The 17,689-nt window shown below is 65.6% G+C and carries 16 protein-coding genes; 2 read left to right on the top strand and 14 right to left on the bottom strand.

All coding sequences use genetic code 11. The features are described from left to right. Nucleotides 1-34: 34 nt before the first annotated feature. The 11 genes from ACTIFF_RS16940 to ACTIFF_RS16890 all read right to left on the bottom strand — a co-directional run bounded on the left by ACTIFF_RS16940 (nucleotide 35) and on the right by ACTIFF_RS16890 (nucleotide 12,477). A complete protein-coding gene (locus ACTIFF_RS16940; RefSeq protein WP_439537897.1) occupies nucleotides 35-1,654 on the bottom strand; it encodes a ShlB/FhaC/HecB family hemolysin secretion/activation protein in 1,620 nt (539 codons plus the stop codon). Between the two features lie 123 nt (nucleotides 1,655-1,777). Next, on the bottom strand, nucleotides 1,778-3,319 hold the full coding sequence (locus ACTIFF_RS16935) for a hypothetical protein (protein WP_439537896.1): 1,542 nt from the start codon (nucleotides 3,317-3,319) through the stop codon (nucleotides 1,778-1,780). Nucleotides 3,320-3,385: 66 nt separating this feature from the next. After that, nucleotides 3,386-4,246 carry a PEP-CTERM sorting domain-containing protein gene (locus ACTIFF_RS16930; RefSeq protein ID WP_439537895.1) on the bottom strand — a complete coding sequence of 287 codons (861 nt, stop codon included), beginning with the start codon at nucleotides 4,244-4,246 and terminating at the stop codon, nucleotides 3,386-3,388. 742 nt (nucleotides 4,247-4,988) lie between these two features. Next, entirely contained in the window at nucleotides 4,989-5,639 is a 651-nt protein-coding gene (locus ACTIFF_RS16925; protein ID WP_439537894.1) for a hypothetical protein, read from the bottom strand. 2 nt (nucleotides 5,640-5,641) lie between these two features. Continuing rightward, nucleotides 5,642-7,294 (bottom strand): putative porin, encoded by a 1,653-nt coding sequence (locus ACTIFF_RS16920; RefSeq protein ID WP_439537893.1) that lies wholly within the window; start codon nucleotides 7,292-7,294, stop codon nucleotides 5,642-5,644. Between the two features lie 48 nt (nucleotides 7,295-7,342). After that, nucleotides 7,343-8,047, bottom strand: coding sequence for a TonB C-terminal domain-containing protein (locus tag ACTIFF_RS16915; protein ID WP_439537892.1), 705 nt, complete (start codon nucleotides 8,045-8,047; stop codon nucleotides 7,343-7,345). Continuing rightward, nucleotides 8,047-8,451 (bottom strand): ExbD/TolR family protein, encoded by a 405-nt coding sequence (locus ACTIFF_RS16910; protein ID WP_257079601.1) that lies wholly within the window; start codon nucleotides 8,449-8,451, stop codon nucleotides 8,047-8,049. The genes ACTIFF_RS16915 and ACTIFF_RS16910 overlap by 1 nt, the downstream gene beginning before the upstream one ends. A 19-nt stretch (nucleotides 8,452-8,470) precedes the next feature. Continuing rightward, on the bottom strand, nucleotides 8,471-8,881 hold the full coding sequence (locus ACTIFF_RS16905) for an ExbD/TolR family protein (protein WP_069038000.1): 411 nt from the start codon (nucleotides 8,879-8,881) through the stop codon (nucleotides 8,471-8,473). A gap of 87 nt (nucleotides 8,882-8,968) precedes the next feature. Further along, nucleotides 8,969-10,648, bottom strand: a complete 1,680-nt coding sequence (locus ACTIFF_RS16900; RefSeq protein ID WP_439537891.1) for a DUF2341 domain-containing protein — start codon at nucleotides 10,646-10,648, stop codon at nucleotides 8,969-8,971. Nucleotides 10,649-10,906: 258 nt separating this feature from the next. After that, nucleotides 10,907-11,260 (bottom strand): hypothetical protein, encoded by a 354-nt coding sequence (locus ACTIFF_RS16895; RefSeq protein ID WP_439537890.1) that lies wholly within the window; start codon nucleotides 11,258-11,260, stop codon nucleotides 10,907-10,909. A gap of 458 nt (nucleotides 11,261-11,718) precedes the next feature. After that, entirely contained in the window at nucleotides 11,719-12,477 is a 759-nt protein-coding gene (locus ACTIFF_RS16890) for a pseudouridine synthase (RefSeq protein ID WP_439537889.1), read from the bottom strand. 143 nt (nucleotides 12,478-12,620) lie between these two features. Between ACTIFF_RS16890 and ACTIFF_RS16885 the strand changes: the two genes are divergently transcribed. After that, complete coding sequence (locus ACTIFF_RS16885) at nucleotides 12,621-12,893, top strand: hypothetical protein (RefSeq protein WP_439537888.1); 273 nt, start codon at nucleotides 12,621-12,623, stop codon at nucleotides 12,891-12,893. Between the two features lie 74 nt (nucleotides 12,894-12,967). On the opposite strand, the gene ACTIFF_RS16880 is transcribed toward ACTIFF_RS16885, so the two are convergent. From ACTIFF_RS16880 to ACTIFF_RS16870, 3 genes are read right to left on the bottom strand one after another with little or no spacing between them, the layout of a single operon-like run. Continuing rightward, a complete protein-coding gene (locus tag ACTIFF_RS16880) occupies nucleotides 12,968-13,612 on the bottom strand; it encodes a DUF1415 domain-containing protein (RefSeq protein WP_439537887.1) in 645 nt (214 codons plus the stop codon). After that, nucleotides 13,609-14,532, bottom strand: coding sequence for an alpha/beta fold hydrolase (locus tag ACTIFF_RS16875; protein WP_439537886.1), 924 nt, complete (start codon nucleotides 14,530-14,532; stop codon nucleotides 13,609-13,611). Before ACTIFF_RS16875 ends, ACTIFF_RS16880 begins: the two co-directional genes overlap by 4 nt. Further along, entirely contained in the window at nucleotides 14,532-16,937 is a 2,406-nt protein-coding gene (locus tag ACTIFF_RS16870) for a DNA internalization-related competence protein ComEC/Rec2 (RefSeq protein ID WP_439537885.1), read from the bottom strand. The genes ACTIFF_RS16875 and ACTIFF_RS16870 overlap by 1 nt, the downstream gene beginning before the upstream one ends. Before the next feature lie 89 nt (nucleotides 16,938-17,026). Between ACTIFF_RS16870 and ACTIFF_RS16865 the strand changes: the two genes are divergently transcribed. Further along, entirely contained in the window at nucleotides 17,027-17,587 is a 561-nt protein-coding gene (locus ACTIFF_RS16865) for a DUF2062 domain-containing protein (RefSeq protein ID WP_439537884.1), read from the top strand. Nucleotides 17,588-17,689: the final 102 nt, after the last annotated feature.

Here is a 17,689-nt window from a genome sequence, read left to right as displayed (position 1 = left end):
GGGTGTCGGGCAGCGCCGCTGCGGTGGTGGCCGCCTAGAACTCGTAACCGACACGGACCAGCAGGCGCTGATCGCCTTCGCGCGTGCGACCCGGCAGCGGTGCGCCATCGCGCAGCGCATACGCCCAGTCGGCATCCAGCCGGATGCCGCGCGGGCTGTTCACGCGCAAACCCAAACCGACGCTTTCCAGCGAAGACTGTGAGTCCTGTCCCGGGAAGGCTTGCCGGATGCGCAGCCCGGCCCAGTCGTAGAACAGCAGGCCGGACAGGCCGACGGCACTGTCGAACAGCTGCTTGCCGGGCGTGGCCAGTTCCAGCCGCACCCGCTCGCCTTCGTCAGCCAGCCGCTCCGATTCGAGATAGCCGCGCACCGAATCGAAACCACCGGCCGAGAACTGTTCGCTGTTGATCAGCGGATCGCTGCTGCGCTGCAGGTCGAGCCGCGCACTGGCGGCCCAGCCACCGGGCAGCGGGAAGGCGCCTTCGAATTCGAAGCGCGACACGAAGAAACCCGGGCGGGCGCCGAAACGTCGGCACTCGAACTGCTCGACACGCGTGCCGACGCAGTCGATTTCACGTTCATTCATCGCGTTCGACCCGGCACTGAGCGTGGTACCGAAACGCAGTCGGGCGCCCGACTGCAGCGGTACGGTCAGCCCGTACTGGCCCGACCACACCCAGTAGCGCACCGGCTGGCTGATCGTGAACGGCGTACCGCCGATGCCCAGCGTGTCCTGCTTGTTGTCCTTGTAATCCAGACCGAGGCTGATCGAGTGGAAGAAGCCGCGACCGCGGTCGGGCAGCGGCCGCACATAGCGGACGCCGGCCGTATCGCCGCGACCCAGTGTCGCAGTGTCGAACAGCGTCGGCACATTGCTGTTCGAGCGCGCGTAGTAGGCGGCCAGAATCGCGTCGCCCAGCGGCGCCGAATAATTCAGCCCCCACACTTCGACCTGCTCGCGGTCGCGCGGCGACACGAAATAGGTCACGCCGATGGAATGCCTGCGTTGCCACAGATTGTCGTAGCGCACCGTCGCCTCGAGCCGTCCGGCATCGGTGTCGGCGCTGCGCTTGTTGTTGACTTCGACGCTGCCATGCAGCGGCGACTTGTCATCGAGTCGCAGTTCGACCGCCACGGAACCGGGCACGCGGCCGGGTTGCAGCAGCGGGGTCACCTGCAGGTCACCGTTGCGACCCAGCCGGCCCAGGTCTTCCTGCACCTCGGGGAAGTGCGGCACACCGCCTTCGGCCAGCGACGGCGCGCCTTCGCGCACGCGGCTGGGCAACGTGTATTCGGCACCGGTCACGCGCAGGCGCTCGACCTTGCCTTCGGTCACTTCGAGCTTCACGACACCGGTCGTCACCGCCTGTTCGGGGATGCCGACAGCCACCGTCAGATAGCCGGCGTCCTGATATGCCTTTTCGAGTGCTGCGACGGCATTGTTCACGTCTTCTGCGTCGCGCCCTTCGCCCAGGAAGGGATAGACCGCGCGTTCGATCGCTTCGGCCGGCAATACCGTATTGCCTTCGATCTCGAATTCGAAGATGTCGAAGCGGGAGGCGTCCTGCGCTGTCGCAGGCAAGGACGAGGCGAGCAGGAATGCAAGCACCGTGGCTGCCGTCAGGCCGGCAAGGCGCCGGAATGTATCGATCATGAAAGCCGCGAAGGATGTAGGCACAAGTACGGGGTCAAACAAGGGAACGGCCCGCCGTGGGGCGGGCCGTTCGTCAGGACGAACCGGACAGCATCGCAAAGCGCTGCCCGGCGTACATCACACTCAGTTGCCGATGTAACGCAGCGGCGAGCAGGTGTTGGCGTTGCGCGAGTACTTCGACACGTACAGGTCGGCGTAACGCACACCTTCATTGTTGGTCGGCGAACCGTTGCTGTCCGTCAAGCCGGCGAAGTTCTGCGGCAGCGAGGCGAAGGCAAACGGGGTGCTGACCTGAACACCCGAGTTTTCAAAGTTGCCGGTGAATTGCGGCGAGCCGGCGCGGCGCGTGAATTCCGTCGCGAAAGCCTGCTGCACGCCAGAGGCGGCGGGCACCACATCACCCTGTTCGTTGGTCACCGCAACGTTGCGGCCCTGGATCGACAGTTCCACGACGAAGTCGTAGCGGCCGTTGATCAGGTTGGCCTTCGACGGGGCGATACCCGTTGCACCGGCCGACGAGGTCTGGGTGGCGCCCGTGAAGGTGCCGGCGCCATCGAGGTGACGGAAGCTCCAGCCGCTGGCGCTCGTGTAGGAATCCAGCGACACGACGCCAATGGCCTTCATCGGACCCGACTTCGAGAAGGTTGCGCGGAAGTTGTTGGTCTTGCCTTCTTCCGGATCGAAGGCCGAGAAGTTGTAATCGGTACCGGCGTTGGCGGCAGCCAGGCAGGACCGGACATTGCCCGACGACGAGTTTTCAACCACGGTGTAGCCGGCCGACGGATCGATTTCGTACGGGTCGGCCGACGTGCCCGAACCGCTTGCCTTCCAGCCGAAACTGTCGGTCATGCGAGCCGGAGCAATCGCGCCAAACTCGTTCGCCGCGCAAGGGAAGTTGCCGAAAAACCAGTTGTACGAGGTCTGCGTGCCCGAACCTTCAACACGGCGGCACACCGCCACGTCACCCGACAGCGTCGGATCGACCTGATCCCACGTAGTGATCTGGCCGTTCAGCATCGCACCGTAGGCCGAGCGGATCAGCGTTGTCGTCGCGGGAACCTGATTCGTGGCAGCAATACCCATCATGATCTGATTCAGCGGCGTCACCGACAGGCGGGCCACTTCACCCGGCGCCAGCGCCGGTGCGTCATTTTCCGTATTCAGCGGATCCTGAAACATAGCCGGTTCAACGTCGGACACGCCGAAGTCAGGCACCAAGCCGCCATTGGTCGGCAGGGCGTGATTCTGTTCGCCCGGATCGACACCCACCACAGCGCAGGTGAAGGGGCTGGCCTGGGTGCCGGCACCGCCATTGCAGTTGTTCACGTCAATCGTGATCACGCGCTGGGCGCGGGCAACCGGATTCACGCCGAACACCGAACCACCGGCCGAGCGCTTGATGAACAGCACGCGAGTGCCGTTGGCGATGCCCGGCACAGCGTTGGCTGCACCCGCGAAAGCACGGTAGTTGGTGCCGGATGCGGTGTAGAACGTGACGCCGGTCAGCATGCCCTGGGCGATGTCGGCCAGGAAGTTGTCCGGTGCCGAGGCGCCGGCGAGGTAGACGACTTCATGCGGCACACCACCGATGTTGACGGTGCCGGCAGCGAAGGAAGAACCAGCGGCCATCAGCGCGCAGGCAGCAGCAATCGACTTCAGTTTCATGGGTATTCTCCGTGTGTCATCGCGCCCGGGCACAAGAGGCGCAGGCGTCGACATTTATGAATGGGATCAGGCGCGGCGGGCGCGACGGGCTGCGACGCCAATCAGACCAAGACCGGCCAGCAGCATTGCGTAGGTTTCCGGCTCCGGAACGACGGCGATCTGGAAGCGGTATTCACCTGCGTCGCCGACGTAAACCTTGGCAACCACATCCCCGCCATTGGCACCTACGAGCTGCGCAAAACCACCAAGTCCCGTATTTGGCGTCGCCGTGTTGCCGCGAACGACGTAGATATCGAGGGCTTCGTCGAGAGCACCAACCGATCCGTAAGTTGCAGCAGCAGCAGGTACGATATTTCCTGCAAAGGCGAGTTGATCGGTACGCTGGGTAATTCTGTAACCATCAACTGCAAAGTCGCCCGTGTGGGTACCACCGGCATTATTGGCGGCGTAATAGTTGCCAACGTTTTCGACTGCGGTGTTGATTCCGCTCGTCACGAGTCGAGTCGTAGGCGTGGTACTGACGGTCTGAATGATGCGACGAACACCAGACGATTCGCCGTTGAACAGACTCCACTGCACACCGGCAGCACCACCCGCAAGTGTGATGAAATCACTGAAGCCGGGCAGCGCGAGGTCAAACACGATGCCGTTGGCTACTGACTGCGTCAGCGAGATCGACGTCAATGCGAGCTGGGCAGCATTACCCGGGGTCTGGTTACCCGAGCCAATCAGGCTGTTCATGCGAACATCAGACCCGAACACGCTGTTGAAACCGATGTCCGCCAGATCGTACGTGTAGCCGACATCACCAACGAAAGCCGAAAATGCAAACTCGGCGTTGCCGGATGACGTCGGGGTGATGGCGGCATTCGCCATGCCCGACAGACCGGCAGCCAGAGCAGCAACCATCAGTTTGGTTTTGAACATATAAATCTCCTAGGAAAGTTCGTGGGTGGTATCCGGCTTGCGCTGGATCGCCCTGCTCCACGAGGAAGCGATTCGAGAATGGCGGGCTCGCGTTACACCCGACCGAAGTGGGTAGTGCCAATGAATGAGCCGTTCGGACTATTGGCTGTAAAGAATTCCGTCCGTTGACCTGGACGCGACGTTAGCGAGTGCAGATGACGAAACCGTTTCAGGCGATGTGGCATACCGTAGTCCGAACGGCTCATCTAAAATGATCCGACGCCCTGAGATCGTTTGTGGGAAAGCTTTTCGAGAATGGTCCGTAAAGGCGAAAAATCGCCTGAAAACGTCGGTTTGTTACAACTCGCATGGGTGCAAGGGCCGCTGTGGGTAGTCCGAAAGCTGTAAAGCAGGCCGGCAAAATGCGGCGGCGCACCAGAGGATTTGTGTAACGCCGAGTCACCGCAGGCCGGTATCGGCGGCAGCGGCGGAACGGGGTGGGGAGCACTATGGGAGCGGCGATCCACTGCTGGCCCTGCATGGCCAGCCGGCTCCGCGGGCGGCGAGCAGTGCTCGCCGAAACCCCCGCTCCGCCCTTACCGCGATGCGCACCCCGCACAACGATGGTCACGGGACGATCGCGGCGAGGCCGCCGCTCCCACAGGTCGTCCCTCCCACAGGCGGCCGTATCCACAGGACCGCTCCTGCAGGTCGACGCTCTCCAAAGGCGAGGCGCAGCCAGGGGGTCACTCGCAGCCCGCCTTTACTTCTCCGGCCGGGACAGACTGTCTTCGAGGCGGTCGCGATAGCCTTCGACGAGGTTTTCCAGCTTGACGCGGCCGATCTGGGTGAAGGGCTCGGCCTGGCCAATGCGTTCGCCCATTGTTCGATCGCGCCAGCGGTCGAGCATGTCGATGCCGGTCTGGTACAGGGCGACGTTGTCCTTGGTGCACTGGGCCAGCTTGCCGGTCAGCGATTCACCCTGGGTACGCGCGCCCTCGAGCTCGCGCTCGGTCTTCTGCAAGGTGTTTCGCGTCTGCGCCAGATCGCGCTCGCGTTCGGCGAGCTGCTTGCGGGTCGCGTCGAGCTGCTGCGCCTGTGCTGCTGCGGCGACACGCGCTTCTTCCAGTTCGCTCGCGAGCCGATCGGCCTTGCGCTGCGCACCGCTGGCGCGGCGCTTGGCACTTGCCGCCTCTTCTTCCAGCTTCGGCAGTTCAACTTCGGCCGCCTGCTTCAGCCGGTCGGCTTCGGCGGCCGCCTGCTGGCGCGCCTGCTGTTCGGCCGACAGTGCCTGCTGCATCTGCTGCGCCTGGGCGCGCAGACGACGCAACTGTTCCTGCTCGCGCGAGGCCTGCTGCGCATGGACAGACGTGGCGCCGAGCAGCGCCACCAGAAGGAAGCTCAGGGTCTTCACGATCAGAACCTCACGTTCATGTCCATCATCAGCGTGTCGACTTCGTAGCGCTGGGCGGTGATGGCGGTGGGGTCGTAGGTCATGGTCTGGATGTTCTTTGCCGAGTACCAGCGCAGGCCAACCGCGGTATCGCGATACACGCCGTAGCTGCCGCCGAGCACGAAGCCCTTCAGATTGGTGCCGCCGGCGCCGAAGTCGGAATCGGTGAAGCCGTCGAGCACCGCGTCGGAGCCGATGTACTTGTAGGACGCAAACACCTGCCAGTCATTGGCCAGGCGCACGGACGGCATGCCGACGGCCGCGCGCAGGTGATAGGCGGTGTCCTTGCCGTCTGTCAGCGCCAGACCGGTGCGCCGCTGGATATCGCCGCGGTCGAAGCCGGTGTTCTTCACGTATTCGGCCGACAGCAGCACGTGTACAGGATCGAAGTGCGCCAGGTCGGCCGTGGCGGTGAGCACCCAGGGTTCGAACTTCGACGCAAGGCCGTAGATCGGCGCTTCGGTGTTGTCGATCGGGCTGTTGGTCTGCACCAGCGTATTGCCCTTGGCGCGCAATGCGGACGAGTGCTCGTAGCGTCCGTAGCCCTGCAGCGGCCCGTTGAGCGCATCGTAATTGTTGTCGGTGCGCGCCTCGATACGGCTGTAGTGGTATTTCGCCAGTCCGAAGCGCAGCTTGATCGACGAATTCAGATCGAATTCGGTGCCAATCTGCGCACCCGCCAGCCATTGCTTGTCGGCGTTCGGCGGGTTGTCGGCGCGCAGCGGGAACCAGCCGGCGGTGGCGAACGGCCGCAGTGTCGCGGTCGGCGTGACGTTGCGCAGATTGACCGCGATACCGTCGAAGTTCAGGTCTTCGTCCCACACCAGATCGGTGGCGAACCACGGATTGGGCACGCGGCCACCGGTGAACGACGCCCATTCGACCGGATCGATCTTGATGTAGGCGCGATCCACCAGGAAGCTGTACTTGTTGAAGCCGCTGCCCAGCGTCTGGTTGGTCGACACGCGGTCGGTCACGTTGCCGGTGGTGAAGCGCAGGCCGGCGCTGACGGAGTCATTGATCTTGGCCAGCACGCCCAGACGCGCGCGCAGCCGCAGACGGTTGACGTCGTCGCTGGCATTGCCGTTCGGGAAGCCGTTTCCATCGAGGTCGACGCCGGGCGGAAAGCGCGTGCCGAGCGGAAAGTCATCATTGGTGGCAGCCGGGTTGCCGATGGCGCCGGGCGCGAAACCGCCGATCGGCGTGTTGCCGGCGGGGAAGCGATCGTTCTGGTAACGCACCCGCAGATCACCTTCGATCTTGATACGCTCGGTCCATTCCGGGATGGCATTCGGCGTGGCCCAGCCTTCGCTGCGTGCCTGCGCCAGCACTTCCTGCTTCAACTGGTCGCGGATTTCCGCCTTCACCGACTCGGGCACGTACTGCACGCGCACCGTGGTGTCCTTCTTGGCCTTGGCCACCGCCTTGGCGGTTTTCGCTTCGGCGGCCTTGACCAGTGCATCGGCCTTTTCGCGCGTCAGCACGCCGGTGTCGACCAGGGCATCGATCAGGTTGAGCGTGGTCTGGCGCAGCGTGTCCAGCGTTTCCGCTTCACTGGCGGGCGCCGGCAGCGCGCACAGCGCGGCCAGGGCAACGGGGAGGAGGGATTTCTTCATGACATCGGTCCGGGATCTGTCTGGAATCTTTGGGCAGTGCGCGCGCGCTCAGCCGGTCAGTCGGTTGGTGATGCGCAGGCGGATCGGCTGCGGCATGTCGGCCGGCGGTGCGTCGCGAAAGGCGCGCATGTCGGCCAGCGCGGCCGACAGCGCGCTGTCGGCCTTGTCGTCACCGGTGCTGTCGTCGAGCACGGCGCGCTGGATGCTGCCGTCACGGCCGAGCCACACCTTCACCACGACGCGGTAATCGATCTGCTTCACATTGCGGTTGCGCGCCAGTTCGTCCTGGATGTGGCGCTGCAGTGCATTGGTGAAGAAGGCGTACTGCATGCGATTGGGCTTGGCCGGGCCGCCGCCTATCGTGCTGCCGATGTCGCCGCCCTTGTATTCATCGGTCACGTCACCCGACGCGAATGCACTCGGGCCGTCACCGGCCGCACCTTCCATCTTCAGCTGCTCGGCCTGCTGCGGCGGCGCCTCGACCGGCTTGGGCTGCTCGACCTTGACGTCCTTCTGTTCCTTGGGCTCCGGCCGCTTCTCTTCCCGCGGCGGCGGCGGCGGGGGCGGCGGCGTATCCGGAATGATGGAAATCTTCGTCACCTGGCGGGTCGGTGCCGACGGCGTCGAAAACTGCGACTTCAGCCAGTAGCCGGCATAACCCACCACGCCCATGCCGGCCAGCGCGAGCAGGATGTTGCGCACCCGACGGCCGGTGCTGACGCCCTCGAGCGAATCTTCGGCCAGCGCGCCCATCAGGTACCGATCCTGGACGTGATGAGGCCGACGTTTTCGATGCCCATGCGATTGACCAGATCGATCACTTCGATCACGCCGCTGTAGGGCGCACGCGCTTCCCCGCGGATCATCACGCTGAACTTGGGATCGCGCGCCCGCACCGCATTGAGCTGGCCTTCGAGCTGACCGAGCGTCACGCCGACCCCATTGACCATCAGCGCGCCGCTTTCCATCACCTGCACGATCTTGATTTCGTGCTGTTCGGTGCTCGGCTTGTTCGACGGCTTGGGCAGCGTCATCGTCAAGCCCTGTACGCCGGCCGTGGTCATCAGGATGAACACGACCAGCAGCACATACGCCAGGTCGAGCATCGGCGTGACGTTGATCGAGTCGTACGGCTTGGCTTCGGTATTGACCTGCATTACGCGCTCCGCTCCATGCCTAGCCTGCCGCTTTCTTGGTCACCAGCCCGACTTCGGTGATGTCCAGCCGCTTGCAGATTTCCAGCACGGCCGACACCTTCTCGAAGTGCGCGGCGGCGTCGCCCTTGAGCACCACGGGCAGCGCCGGGTTGGCGCTCTTGTGCTGAGCGAGGCGCGTTTCGAGCATCGCCAGATCGACCGGGTAGGCGTCGAGGAAAACGTCGCCGGCGGCCGTGATCGTGATGGCTCGCGTCTGCGGTTTGGCCAGGCTGACGACCGTCTCGGTCACCGGCGCCTCGACCTTGATGCCCTGCACCGACGCCGTGGTCATGATGATGAACACCACCAGCAGCACGTACGCCAGATCGAGCATCGGCGTGACGTTGATTTCGTCGTACGGCTGGTTGTCGTCCTTGACGTCGGCGGACATGTCAGCGTCGCCCGGCCGCCCGAAGGCGCTGAGCAGCCCCCGTGGGGGGCAGCGAACGAAGTGAGCGTGGAAGTCGCATCATCTGCCTCAGCGGCCGTGCACTTCGGCGACGCGGGTGATGAATTCGTCGACGAAGATCTGCATGTCCGCGCTGATGTTCTTGATGCGCGACGCGAGGTAGTTGTAGCCGAACAGCGCCGGGATCGCGACCGCCAGACCGGCGACGGTGGCGAGCAGTGCCGCGGCAATGCCAGGCGCGATGGCCGTGACGTTCACGTCGCCCGCCGCCGCGATGGCCGCGAACACGATCATCACGCCGACCACGGTACCGAGCAGGCCGAGGAAGGGTCCGCCGGAAATCGCGATGGTCAGCAACACCATACGCGCGTTGAGCTTGTGCGATTCGCGCACCAGATCGGCATCGATGGCGGCCTTGATCGCGTCCATCGATGCACCGGTCAGCCCGGCGGCTTCGCCCTGGCTGTCGAAGCGCTTGCGGATTTCGCGCAGGCCGGCGCCATACAGGCGGAACAGCGACGAGTCGCCATATGTTTCACCCTTGTCGAGCAGCAGGAAGTCATTGGCAGCCGTGCGGAAGCGATTGATGAAGCCGCGGTTGGCCTTGTCGATGCGCATCACCTGCATTGCCTTGTCCACCATGACCCACGCACTGATGAGGAACATGACGCCGAGGATGATGATGACGACCCAGGCATCGACGGTCAGGTTGTCGACCAGCACGGCGAAGTGGCTGTGGCCGCCTTCCGCCTCGGCCACCTCTTCGCGCACCGCGACGAAGGTCGCGTCGGCGCCCTGCCCCAGCGCGGCCAGCTTGATCCAGTCCGGGCTGCGCACCGTGTTCGCCAGTTGCACTTCGTCGAGCTCGCCGGTGTAGCCGTCGCCGATGACGACGTCGGCCTGCTCCGCGGTCAGCGCAACGTCGGCGCTGCCGGCCGGCTGACCATTGATGTAGAGGGTGGCCTTGCCGCCGCCGACCGTTGCCGCGACGTGCTGCCACACGCCCGGCTGCAGCGTGCCGCCGGCCAGGCGCGTGGCGCCGATGTTCAGTGCCAGCGCGCTGTCTTCGATCTTTACGGTCAGTGCGCCCTGGCCGTACAGCGTCGCCTGCTGCGGCAGCGCGGCCGGCTTGACCCAGGCCGACATCGTCCAGGCGCCGCCGGCGGTCGTCGCCAGCGGGGCCACGGCCGCCACGGTGATCGCCGTGCCGCCGAAGATGGCCGCGTCGCCGAGCAGTGCCGCCTTCTGGATCTGCACCGCGCCCTGCGCCACCAACGCACTGGCGGATGCATCGGCCAGCGGCGCGGCTTCTGAGAAGTGCCACACGCCGACGGTCGAGGCGTCATACGTCGCCTTGCTGTCCTGTGCGCCGCCGACGGCTGCATTGCCGAAGTAGGCGTACAGCGTGGCCGGCGTGTCACCCGGCGCCACCAGCGGTACCTGCACCCACACCACGGCCAGTTCGTTCAGCGCGTCATAGCGTTCGATGTGGTGCTTCAGCACCGTCTTGTCGTCGGCGGTGACGAAGCGGATGTCCGAGCCATCATCCTTCGCACTCAGGAAGTCGAAATTCCCGCTGTGCAGGCGAATCGCCACCGGAATCGAGTTCTGCGGCGCGCCGATCGGCACGCCCGCGGCGCTGGTATCGAGCGTAACGGTGCGGCGGGCCGTCCACGCTTCGTCCCACCAGGCGTTGGCAAAAGAGGGGATGAGCGCCGCGAAGGCGCCGAGAGCAATCAGGGTTTTCATGGCAGGCGGGGATAAGTTCAGCGCCGATTGTCGGGGCGAAACATGTCCATGCCGTGACATGAAATATGGGCATTCATAGTCCGTTCGGACTATCCGGGGCACCGATTCGTGCTGCATCGCATCACGGCTGGCGCACCGGCGCCGCGTCGCCGGGAAAGAAATACGCGCCGATGACGGCCCGTGACAAGACGCGCCACTGAAGCGCGGTTGCGCTGCACACCGGATCGCCCGGTCGGCGACCCGGTGTCGCAGGCCTCATCAGATGGCGGAGCGATCTGTCGACGCCTGCGCGCTGCGCATCGGCGCCGTACGCGCCGACGTGAAGCTGTGCAGCACGCCGGGCGCATAGGTTGACTCGTGGTTGAGCACCATGCCGTCAAACGACTTGCCGGCCGGCGCCTGGCTCAGCGCCCGAAGATAAGCCGGGTCATACGTCGACTCGTGAGCCAGTACATCACCCGACTCGGCACGCCCGCCCAGCGCGCCCTTGTCCGACAGGCTGCTCAGGTAACCGGGTTCGTAGATGGACTCATGGGTGGTCGTGCTGCCGGCGAACGAGGCGGAAGAAACGGTCAGGCCGGCAAACATCAGGACAGCGATCATCTTGTTCATGGCAAAGCTCCTTTGAGGTTGGGTAGGCAGTCGCCCGGTTTCGGGTTGAGCGGTGTGCTCTCGACGCTTTCCTCTCAGCAGCTTGCGTGCCAGTTCAGCTCCCTAATTTTTTCGTTATTAAAAACAATAACTTGTTTTCTAAAAACTTTTCAACCGCGCCATTTCGAGGGTGGATCAACCCACGAAATCACGCGGATCCGGGATATGTCGCGGGCTGGATGCATGACGGCTGCAGGTTTGCCAGCCTTGAAGGCCAGAGGTGGGTTGCGACTGATGTTTGGCTGCTGTGGGAGCTTTCTGTGGGAGCGGCGGCCTCGCCGCGATCGGCGCGCTGATCATCGACCACCGCTGCACTGATCGCGGCGAGGCCGCCGCTCCCACAGCGGTCAACCTCAAAGGCCGTCGCTCCCCAAGGCCGCCGCTTCAACAGGTTCTGCTCCAAAGTGGACAGCCGCCGGCTACTTCGGCAGCGGATTCCAGCCGAATGCCTCGGCCAGCCGCCCGAACGCTTCTCCCGGGTCGCATTGCAGCGTGATCGGATCACCGCTGACCGGATGCCGCACCTGCATATGTACACAGGCGAGCATCAACCGGCTCACGCCCCAAGCGGACGCAAAATAGCGGTTGTGCACGCCCTTGCCGTGGGTCGAATCGCCGATCACCGGATGCGCGATGTGGTTCATATGGCGCCGGATCTGGTGCGTGCGGCCGGTCAGCGGCAGCGCTTCGACCAGCGCATAGCGGCTGCTCGGGTAGCGATCGACCATGACCGGCAGTTCGACCGTCTCCAGCCGGCGGTAGCGGGTCAGCGCCGGCTGCACCTCGACGGGTTCGGCGCCCTCGCGCGCCGCGCGCGGGTCGATCGCGTCGATTAAGCGACGCAGCGGATGGTCGATCACGCCCGCCTCCGACGGATGGCCACGCACCAGCACGAGGTAGCGCTTGTCCGGCGTGTGTTGCGCGAACTGATCCGCCAGCGCATGCGCCGACACCGCGTCGAGCGCGAACACCAGCACCCCCGACGTGCCGCGATCCAGCCGGTGCACCGGCCACACCCGCCGGCCGATCTGGTCGCGCAGCCGCTGCACCGCAAATTCGGTTTCGTGCCGGTCCAGCGCAGTGCGGTGCACCAGAAGGCCGGACGGCTTGTTGATCGCGACCATGACGTCGTCGCGATAGATGATTTCAAGCGGAATGTCGGGCAGGGAGACAGTCACGGACAGGTCTGTTCGGGTCGTCGGAGAGGCGGCGCATCATCGCATGCGATTGCACTGCAGCATCGATTGGGGAGAGCGGGTGTTCGAGCGGTGCTAGATTGAAGCTGTGACTTCCTAATGCTTCACCCGCCAGGAGGACTGCCATGAACGACGTAGACGTCAATCAGTACATCGTCGATCTGACCAATCACTCGAACCGGCTGCGTCTCGAGTCGGCCGTGCCGGGCCGCCAGATGAAGGTGGTGCTGCGCCACGCCCGGGATGCGTCTCAGCCGGCCATCCACGGCGCCGGTCTGGTCAGTGCCGACGAGAAGGTGTTTTCGATCGATGTCGTCACGCCAGCCGGCGTGCATCGGCTATCGCACAACTGGCCGGAACTGAGCGCCGAACTGGCGAACTTTTCGGAAGTCGATTGAGCCGCCTCCGACTGGACCACACGCGGTTGCGCCGCACTTGGCCGGCCCGTCGCTGACGGCCCGGCCGCCGCGGCTCAGGACTTCGAATCTGGCGCGGACCGGAGCCCGACCGGCAGGCCGAGTGCGCGCCAACCGTCGAGACCCAGCTTTTCCAGCGTGTCGATGTTGCGCTCGTAAATGCTTTCCGCTTCCGGGAAGGCATCGACCGCGCGCGTGACACTCGCTTCGCGCAGCAGGTGGATGGTCGGGAACGGCGCCCGATTGGTGAAGTTGCCGATGTCGTCCGGTTCGGTGTCGGCGAACTGCCACAGCGGATGGAAGGCAGCGACCTGCAGCACGCCCTCGTGCCCATGCTCGGTCACCGCGTCGTCGACCAGATCGAGTACGTCATTGAAGTCGAGAAAATCCTCGAGCAGCGACGCATGCATGATCAGGGTGGTGTCCACACGTTGCGGATCGGCTGCGGCGAGAAATTCGATCTCGCGGTCGATATCCTCCAGATAGCCGTCGAGATGTGTCGCTTCGCTGACCACATAGCGCACCTGTTCCTTCACATACACCGCCTTGGCGAACGGGCACAGGTTGAGGCCGATCACGGCCTTCTCCAGCCAGTCGCGCGTCGCGGCAATCACTTCGTCCGCAGACGGCTTCGTCGTTTCACCCTTTGTTCGGTCCGTTGTCTCGTCCGTTATTTCGTCCGTAATTTTGTTCTTCGTCATGCGGTGAAACCTTCGATCAGGAATTGTTCGATCGGCGCAGTCTGCGCGGTGTCCATGAACATCGGCGCGTGCCCGACGCCGGCAATCTCGAGCGTGCGCGCCTTCGGTCCGCGTGCCGCCATCTGCGCCAGCGTGTCGCGCGTCAGCAGGTCCGAATCGGCGCCGCGCACGCACAGCGTCGGGCAACGGATCGCCTCATACAGATTCCACAGTTCGATGTCGCCGAGAAACAGCATGGCCTGCATCGGCTTGGCGATATCCGGGTCGTAGCCCATTTCGAAGCCGCCTTCGGGCATCGGGCGCGTCGAATGCACGGTGAGGTGGCGCCACTGAGCGTCATTCAGCGGCCCGAACGGCGCACTGACTGAACGGATGTAGCGGTCGGCCTCGTCCAGGCTGACAAACTTCGGCGCCTTGCCGACGTACTCCGCGATACGCCGAAGGCTGACCGAGGTGACCACCGGTCCGACATCGTTCAGCACCATGCGGGTGATCGGCGACTGCGGCAGCGCGGCGAGCGCCATGCCGATCAGGCCGCCCATCGAGGTGCCGAACCAATGCACCTCTTCGACGCCGAGGCGGGCAATCAGGGTCACCATGTCGCCAACGTACTGCGGCACGCCGTAGTTCGCGGCGTCCGGCAACCAGTCGCTGCGACCGCGCCCGGCCACGTCAGGGCACACCACGCGGTAGTGCCGGGCGAGTTGCTGCGCGAGGAAGTCGAAGTCTCGTCCGACCCGCGTCAGTCCATGCACGCAAACGAGCACGCGCGGATTCGCCGGGTCGCCCCATTCCGCATAGGCCATGTGATGCAGCCCCTTCGGATTGGCGCACTGCACGCGGTGCAGACGCGGCTCCGTGTCGCGTGGTGCAGGCGGCGCGCCGCCTAACCACGCCGATATCCGGTCGAACAGTCCCATCACGGTCCTTCGGGTTGAACAGGAAACCGATTGTGCCAGTAGCGCGCGTCGATCTCGCGGCTGAGCCTGCGGTGGATGCCGTCTGCGGTGAAATCGAATGCCACGGCACCGTGGAGGTCGCTGCGCCACTGGGCAGTTCCCTGGTCGGCATAGCGTGCCTGCACCTTCGGATGCGGATGATTGAAGCGGTTGCGGTAGCCGACGGCGTGCACGACATCGCTGGCGTCGACCGCCTCCACGAAGGCTTGCGTCGACGACGTGCGGCTGCCGTGATGCGGGCTCACCAGCAGATCGGCGGCCAGCGGCGCAGCCGCCTCAAGCAGCGCCGCTTCACCATCGGCCAGCACATCGCCGGTGATCATTGCCGACCCGTGGGCGCTGTCGATGCGCAGCACGCAGGACAGCGCGTTGCTGCTGCGCGCGCCAAGTGCAACGGCGCCGGGCGGCGGATGCAGCATCGCAAAGCGCACCCCATCCACCGTCCAACGCTGGCCGGCGGCGCAGTCCCGCGTGTCGGGCCGCACCAGACGCAGCCCATCGTGCGCGGGAACCGACGACAGCACCTCGCCCACCGGCAGGCCGGCGAGCAGCGATGCGACGCCGCCTGAATGATCGCTGTCGGCGTGGCTGACGATCAGGGTGTCGAGGCGCCGCACACCGATCGCCCGCAGGTAGGGCAGCACGAGCCGGCCGCCGGCATCGGCTTCGGCGCCATAGCGCGGGCCGGTGTCGAACAGCAGGTCGTGCTGCGCGGTCTGCACATGCACGGCCAGCCCCTGACCGACATCGAGCACGACCACCCGCATGTCGCGAACGGCCGGTCGGGTGTCCGGCGTCATGAACAGCGGCAGCATCAGCGGCACGGCCAGCGCACGTCCGGGCCAGCCGCGCGGCGCCAGCAGATTCGCCGCACCGAGCACCCCGCACGCGACCGCCCAGCCGGCCGGTGCCGCGGCATGCCACAGCACCCAGTCGGGCGCGACCAGCCACTGCACCGCCCACATCAGCCCGGCGGTCAGCGCATGCGCCAGCCACAGCAGCGCATCGAGCGGCAGCACGATGGCGATCAGCACCAGTGGCGTGATGAGCACGCTGACCAGCGGAATGGCGAACAGGTTGATCAGCGGCGACACGAGCGACACCTGACCGAACAGCGCCATCATCGGCGGCGCCAGGCCGAGCGTGATCGCGGCCTGCGCGCCGAGCCAGCTGCGCACCGGATGCGGCGATCCCAGATGGCCGGCGGCCGCGTAGAACAGCAGCGCCACCGCGCCGAACGACAGCCAGAAGCCGGGGTTCATCACCGCCATCGGGTGCAGCGGCAACAGGATGCACACCGCCAGCGCGAGCGCATTGAAGAGTGACGAGAAGCGCCCGGCCAGCAACGCCACCCCGGCGACCGCCAGCATGATCAGCGTGCGCTGCGCGGGGATGCCGAAGCCGGCCAGCGCGCAGTAGGCGGTGGCGGCCATCAGTCCGGCGACGAGGCCGGCGCGCTGTGCGGCACAGCGCAGCGCCAGCGCGGGCACCCGGCGCCAGAGCGCGGACAGCAAAAGACCGGACAGTGCGGCGACCATCGTGACGTGCAGCCCGGAGATCGACACCAGATGCGTCAGGCCGGCGCGTTCGAACAAGTCCCAGTGTGCCGGCGGGATCGCCCGCTGGTCGCCGATCGCCAGCGCGATCAGCACACCGGCCCACTGCCACGTGCGCACTTCGGCCTGCGCGTCGTCGTGCATCACCGCCGTGAAGCGCGACCGCACCGCGTCGCGCTGCGCGTCGATCCATGCGGTGAGGCCGCCCGCCCGTTCGGCGATCAGCCGCTGCGCCTGTCGTCTTTCGCCGCCGGCCCGCACATGGCCGGTCGCACCGATGCCCCGCTCGAACAGCCAGGCTTCGTAGTCGAAGCCGTGCGGATTCATGTTGCCGTGCGGCCGCTTGAGGCGCACCCGCAGCTGCCAGCGGCTGCCAGCCTGCAGCTGCGGCGCCGCTCCGGATGCCGGCGAGTCCGCGTCGCGACTGTCGTACCAGGTGAGGGCGATGCGCCGCGGCACGCCGGACGGCGCCTGCTCGACCGCAAGATCGAAGCGCTGGCCGCGTTCCACCCGCTGCGGCAGCCCCGCGATCACGCCAATCAGGTCGATGTCCAGCCCTTCGAGGCCGTGCGGCAGGCGGTCTGCCAGCGCGGCGTGCCCGGCGGCACTGGCCCAGACGAAAGCGGCCAGTGCAACCGCGCCACATACCGCGGTGTCACAGGCTGCGCGTGCACACGGCCTCGAAGCAGACAGCGCCAGCAGCAGCGCAAGGGCCGACAGGCCGTACAGCGTTGCAGGCGCGGGCAGCTCGGCCTGCTGCTGAGCGAGCCAGGTACCGGCAACAAGCGACAGCGCGACGGGCAGGATCATGACGATCGATTATCCCGTCACGCGTCCCGAAAGTCATTCGAACCACACCATTGCCATGCCGTCACGACGGCAGCGGATAATCCGCTCCGATGAAAAAAATCTTCCGGAAGTACATCCCCGACACCGAAACCCTGCGCCGCAATCGCTGGCTGGCACCCTTTGCCGACTGGCTCGGCCATCCCCGGCTGTGGCACCTGAATCGCCACAGCTGCGCCGGCGGCGTCGCGGTCGGGCTGTTCGCCGGACTGATTCCCGGGCCGCTGCAGATGCTGGGGGCCGCCGGGCTGGCGGTACTGCTGCGCGTGAACCTGCCGCTGTCGATGGCCGTCACCTTCTACAGCAACCCGCTGACCATCGTGCCGCTGTACGCCTTCGCGTGGGGCTACGGCCGGCTGGTGATGCCGCTGCTGGGGCTGACGATGCCACCGGGCGCGACCTTCCACGCACCGCACATCCCGGACGGTGCCGGATTCGGTGGCTGGATCCGCGCCTTGTTCGATTGGGTGATGGCACTCGGCGAACCGCTGCTGATCGGCCTGCCGCTGCTGGCGGTGACGCTGGCCGCGATCGGTTACGTCACAGTGCTGGGCCTGTGGCGCTGGCACCTGTTGCGCAGCTGGCGCGCGCGGGCGCAGCGGCGCAAGGATTAACAATGACGACGCACGCGGCAGCCCCTGCGGGAGCGACTCTTGTGGGAGCGGCGGCCTCGCCGCGATAGGCACTTTGCAATGCGACCATCACGGCACTATCGC

The organism is Methyloversatilis sp., from assembly GCF_051861465.1.
In the GTDB taxonomy this organism is placed as follows: Bacteria; Pseudomonadota; Gammaproteobacteria; order Burkholderiales; family Rhodocyclaceae; genus Methyloversatilis.
This window is presented reverse-complemented; position numbering and strand designations above follow the sequence as displayed.